At 38.1% G+C, this 5,236-nt stretch carries 7 protein-coding genes; 4 read left to right on the top strand and 3 right to left on the bottom strand.

Annotated elements, in window-relative coordinates; all coding sequences use genetic code 11:
* Positions 1–373 (bottom strand): BMP family lipoprotein (locus ACP5NR_RS08565; RefSeq protein ID WP_428006340.1); only part of this gene is annotated, 373 nt, incomplete at its 3' end.
* Between the two features lie 269 nt (positions 374–642).
* On the opposite strand from ACP5NR_RS08565, the gene ACP5NR_RS08560 reads away from it, so the two are divergent.
* Together ACP5NR_RS08560 and ACP5NR_RS08555 are read left to right on the top strand one after the other, a co-directional pair.
* Complete coding sequence (locus ACP5NR_RS08560) at positions 643–1,209, top strand: TetR/AcrR family transcriptional regulator (protein WP_428005641.1); 567 nt, start codon at positions 643–645, stop codon at positions 1,207–1,209.
* A 64-nt stretch (positions 1,210–1,273) separates the two neighbouring features.
* The gene (locus tag ACP5NR_RS08555) at positions 1,274–2,305 is read left to right on the top strand and encodes an NAD-dependent epimerase/dehydratase family protein (protein ID WP_428006339.1); all 1,032 of its coding nucleotides are present in this window, start codon (positions 1,274–1,276) and stop codon (positions 2,303–2,305) included.
* Positions 2,306–2,524: 219 nt separating this feature from the next.
* Here the strand turns inward: ACP5NR_RS08555 and pcp are convergent, their stop codons facing one another.
* Entirely contained in the window at positions 2,525–3,151 is a 627-nt protein-coding gene (gene pcp, locus ACP5NR_RS08550; protein ID WP_428005639.1) for a pyroglutamyl-peptidase I, read from the bottom strand.
* Between the two features lie 209 nt (positions 3,152–3,360).
* Here pcp and ACP5NR_RS08545 point away from each other — a divergent pair, with 209 nt between their 5' ends.
* Both ACP5NR_RS08545 and ACP5NR_RS08540 read left to right on the top strand, forming a co-directional pair.
* Positions 3,361–4,341: a Rieske 2Fe-2S domain-containing protein gene (locus ACP5NR_RS08545; protein ID WP_428006338.1), complete on the top strand. Its 981-nt coding sequence runs from the start codon at positions 3,361–3,363 to the stop codon at positions 4,339–4,341.
* On the top strand, positions 4,338–4,790 hold the full coding sequence (locus ACP5NR_RS08540) for a flavodoxin family protein (RefSeq protein ID WP_428006337.1): 453 nt from the start codon (positions 4,338–4,340) through the stop codon (positions 4,788–4,790). Before ACP5NR_RS08545 ends, ACP5NR_RS08540 begins: the two co-directional genes overlap by 4 nt.
* Before the next feature lie 113 nt (positions 4,791–4,903).
* On the opposite strand, the gene ACP5NR_RS08535 is transcribed toward ACP5NR_RS08540, so the two are convergent.
* Positions 4,904–5,236 (bottom strand): nitronate monooxygenase (locus ACP5NR_RS08535; RefSeq protein ID WP_428006336.1); only part of this gene is annotated, 333 nt, incomplete at its 5' end.

Here is a 5,236-nt window from a genome sequence, read left to right as displayed (position 1 = left end):
GTTGCTGGGCAAACACATAACTTTCGACATTGGGTATGCCATCTATCGATCCGTCTATGAAGATGAATTTTGTGTTTGGGAATTGCGGAGCCACCTTTATAACGGCATCCTGAATCAAAAATCCCACCGCAACAACCACGTCTGACACCTGTGCCGCCGCCGAAAGATTTGGAACGTAATCTGCCTGTTCATACGACTGGATAAGATTTGCGGTAACACCTAAGTCTTTAACGGCCATCTCGACTCCATTCCAAGCACTGTCGTTAAAAGATTTGTCTCCTATGCCACCCGTATCGGTGACGAATGTAACCGTCAGCGATAACCCTATACCCGCGATAAGCGTCAAAATCAACAACACAAAAAACTTTTTCAAGATCGCACCTCCCCTATTTAATATGGACTATCGGATTGTTCAACATTTTGATTTGAAATTTAAAAAGAAGAGACACCAATATTATGGTATCACAAATCAAAGTTGCTTTGAATACGATTTTAAACACGATTGATGTTTACGCTATTTTTGATAGGCTTATTTTATTCTGCAAACTGCGAAGGCGACGCGTTAATGCTATTGACATGCTAAAAAATATATGTTATGCTGCTATCGAACGTAAAACTATTTTAGTCGAAAAGAGTGAATGAATGGACGAAAGAGACAGGATAATTGAATCGGCACGAGAACTTTTTGCCAAATACGGTTTTAAAAAGACAACGATGGATGAGATAGCCTCTAAATCAAGAAAAGGAAAGAGCACTCTTTACTATTACTTCAAAAGCAAAGAAGAGATACTCAAAGCCATTGTGGATATCGAAGCGGAAGAGTTGAAGTCAAAACTCGAACTTGCTTTGAAAGAAAGTAGTTCTCCCCAGCAAAAGTTGAAGAATTACATAATAACAAGGATGAAAGCAATGAAAGCACTTTCAAATCTTTACGTTGCTTTCAAAGATGAATATTTAGAGATGTACGATTTCATAAATCAAGTAAGAAAAGATTACGATGATTACGAAATTGGTGTCTTCGAAAATATACTCAAAAACGGGATAAATGAGGGTATATTCGATGTGAAAGACGTTTATTTGACAGCCTACGTTATGGCCATGGCAACAAAGGGCATAGAATACAAATTTGCCACGTCAAATGATTTTGAAATAGAAAAAAACGTTGAAATTCTTGTGAATATACTTTTCAATGGAATAGTTGTAAGATAATTTTTTTTACCGCTAATAGACCAAAAAACTAATTTGGTCTAAAATTATGAAAGGAGGTGCTAAAATGATAGTTGTAACAGGGGCAACAGGACATATCGGTAACGTACTTGTAAAAGAAATTGTCAAAAGAGGCGAGAAGGTAAGGGCATTCGTCATGCCATCTGAAAGTCTCACTCCGCTTGCGGGCCTTGATGTAGAGTACTTTTACGGAGATGTAAGAGACATAAAATCGCTTCAAGAAGGTTTCCGTGATGCGAAAATCGTTTATCATCTGGCCGGGATAGTTTCGATTTCTAAAAAATCCAAAAATATCTTTGATGTGAATGTCGGTGGCACTCAAAACGTGATCAAGGCGTGCCTTGATTGCAAGGTTGAAAGACTTGTTTACATGAGTTCGATTCACGCCTTTGTAGAACCTCCAAAGGGTGTTCCAATAAAAGAGACAAAATCTTTCGATCCATCCAAAGTTGTCGGCGAATACGCCAAATCGAAGGCAATGGCAACAATTGCGGTTTTAGAATCCATTGATAGAGGTCTTGATGCCGTCATCGTTCATCCGACGGGTGTCATAGGTCCATACGAGTACAAATTATCGAATATCGGTCAGATGATCTATAACTTTATGAAGGGCAAAATTCACTTTTACATAAATGGTACTTACGATTTCGTTGATGTCAGAGATGTGGTTGATGGAACGATACTTGCGTGCGAGAAAGGAAGACGCGGGGAAAATTATATCCTTTCGGGAGAGCAGATTACGGTTAAGAGTATTTTCGAAATCCTTTCAAAAGCATTTGATGTGAAATGTCCATCCGTTGAAATTCCGACATGGATTGCAAGATTGGCAGCGCCTATTTTTGAATTATCTCACGATCTTTTTAAAAAATCAGACCAACAAACTTACACCGCTTACTCGATTCATACACTTTTGAGCAATTCTTTGACTTCTCATGAAAAGGCATCTAAAGAATTGGGATATTCACCCAGAAGTATTGAAATATCGATAAAAGACACCGCAAAATGGATAAGCGAAAATTTCTATCCCAAACATTCTGCAATTCATAGGACACAAAAAATGCGCTATTGGCCTAATTAGCACGTAGCTCGTGGCTCGTGGCACGTAGTGGAAACAGGGAGTAGGGAATAGGGATTAGAGAGCAGAGTTTAAGGAGTAGAGATAGTTCGTGACTCGTGACGCACAATACATTTTTTCTCCCGTCATCCCGCACTTGATGCGGGATCGCATTTCGTGTAAGTTTTAAAGGCGATCCCTGATGAACTCAGGGATGACAAACGAACTTCGACTGCTCACTCTTCAGCCATCACTTCTCACTGATGTATCGCTTGCAATGACTCTTAAAGCAATTTCGATGGCACGTGTCATATCTTCTAAAGACATAAAAGGAGTGTCTGGTCTGTCAAGTACCTGTTCAGAAGAATATGGTACGTGAATAAATCCTGCTTTGATTGGCAGATTATTTTTATGGATGTGGTTTAGAATGCCATACATAAGATGATTGCACACATAAGTCCCTGCCGTGTTTGAAATTACGGCGGGTATTTTTTCTTTTTTGATCTCTTCAACGATATGTTTTATCGGGATAGTCGCAAAGTAAGCCGGCATTCCGTCCAAATCGATCGGAGTGTCTACAGGTTGTTGGCCGGCATTATCTGGTATTCTTGCATCGTCGATATTTATCGCCACTCTTTCAACATTTACGCTGTATTTTTTGGCAGCCTGTCCAATGCTAAGAACGGCATCTGGATTTATTTCTTCAATCTTCTCTATAACTTTTTTTGTAGACAAATAAAAGACTGTTGGAACCTGCATCTTTATTATTTCAGCATCCATTATTTGATCTTTTAAATTTTTAAGTACTTCATAAGATGGATTTATCTTCTCTTTTTCAAAAGGCTCAAAAGCCGTTACAAGTATTTTCATGATCCATTCCTTTCATTTTGATTTATAGAAATTCTACCATACTACGCTTCATAGAATTCAATAGGATATAAATTTGGTATACTTGATTTGACTTTGATAATGAATTTTGTTATAATAATGAATCATCGGTATTATTAGAACCTTAGACTCCACTGTCTTTTGATTTAGACTATCAATTTTTGTGCTTTCTTGAAAAGAGGTTGATAAGGATGATCAACAATCAATGGTATATAGTACTTGACTCAAAAGAAGTCAAGAAAGAAAAAATAACAGCAGCCAAAAGATTAGGCAAGGATTTGCTATTCTGGAGAGATAAGTCAAATCAAATTCACTGCATAGAGCGGACATGCGCTCATAGAGGGGCCGATCTTGCACTTGGAAAGATCGTCAACGATCATGTGCAGTGCCCATTTCACGGTATAGAATACGACGGATCCGGCAGAGGTGTTTTGATTCCTTCGATTGGCAAAAACGGCATTGTAAGATCGAATTTCAAAGTTAAAAGTTATCCTGTCGTCGAAAAAGGTGATTTCGTCTTCATGTGGTTTGGAGAAGAGAGGGATCTTCCCGAGATAAAATGGCTGGACGGTATAGACGAAACGTTCAACTATTCATCTCTTACGGATATATGGCCCGTGCATTATTCAAGATCAATAGAAAACCAGTTAGATGTCTCTCACCTTCCTTTTGTCCATTACAACACGATAGGACGCGGCGGAAGAACTCTGGTCAACGGCCCGATCGTCGAATACAAAGATGGGATTATCAACGTGTGGGTCAACAATGTTCTCGACAACGGTCAAAAGCCTTTGAAGCCCGAAGAGGTAAAAAAAGAAGATTGCATAGGAAGATTGCAATTCATCTTTCCGAATTACTGGCAAAACATCATAAACAAAGATTTAAGGGTTGTGGCTGCATTTGTCCCGATAGACGATTCAAATACCATCATATATTTGAGATTCTACCAGAGATTTTTGAAGGTGCCGCTCATTCGAAATTTGGTAACGAAAATATCGATGCCTTTCAACAAAAAAGTCCTTAATCAGGATAAAAGGGTTGTCATTACTCAAAGGCCAATAAAAAGTGAGTTGAGAATGAACGAAAATCTTTATCAAGGAGATCTACCTATAATCATTTACAGGCGTGTAAGGCAAGAACTCAAAAAATCTGCAAAAGAGGTGTCTGAATGAAATACAGCGTTGTTTTCTTTTCAAGAACAGGAAATAGCAAAAGAGTGGCCGAGAAAATATCGAAGGCTCTGGGTGTAAAACCGATCGAAATAATTCAAGAAAGTCCAAGTTTCAAAGGTTTGTTCGGATATTTGAAGGCCGGCTATTATTCCATGAGGAACAAAAGTGTCAAAATCAAAATCAGTGAAAATTACAAAGATACTGACAGGTATATCGTCGTCTCACCTTTGTGGGCAGGAAAGCCTGCAAATGCAACAGTTGAATTTTTAAAACTTGTTCCGCCCGGTAAAGTCACGTTGGTGCTCACATGTATCGGAAGTGATACTGACAAAATTGTGAATGATTACGAATCGAAAAATGGTAAATTCAAATCACATTATGGGATAGTAAAAAAACTTAAAAATGAGGAAAAGGTAATAGACGAAATTTTGAAAAATCTTCAGAAATAATTATTTTAAATTGCGATCACATCATCACATATTTACGCAAAGGCTCATGGTTATCGAACGAAATGATGTGATCAAAATGTGATCACAGCGATCGCATACAGAGTTGGGGAACATCACGACGCTACGTCGTACTCCGTTTTTAAAGTGTTGATAAGTGCTTTTACCGAAACTATTTCATTAACACGATATGCGTTGGCGCCGACAAACACAAAACCATCCTGAAGATATCCCTTTTTAGCGTTGGTCAACGCAAGGGCAATGCAATAAGGAGAGTTTATATATTCACAGGTTTTTAAGCATTTCCATGGACATTTTGTTGGCTTTCTAATTCCATTGGACACATCATCTAAAAATTTATTTCGTATTGCTCTTCCTGGCATTCCAACAGGACTGTCAATTATAACGATATCCTCTTTTTTACTTTTTATATAAGATTCTTTAAATTC

Origin of the sequence: Athalassotoga sp. (assembly GCF_049965695.1) — a bacterium.
In the GTDB taxonomy this organism is placed as follows: domain Bacteria; phylum Thermotogota; class Thermotogae; order Mesoaciditogales; family Mesoaciditogaceae; genus Athalassotoga.
Note: the sequence above shows the minus strand (reverse complement) of the source record. Positions and strands in the feature narration are given on the sequence as shown.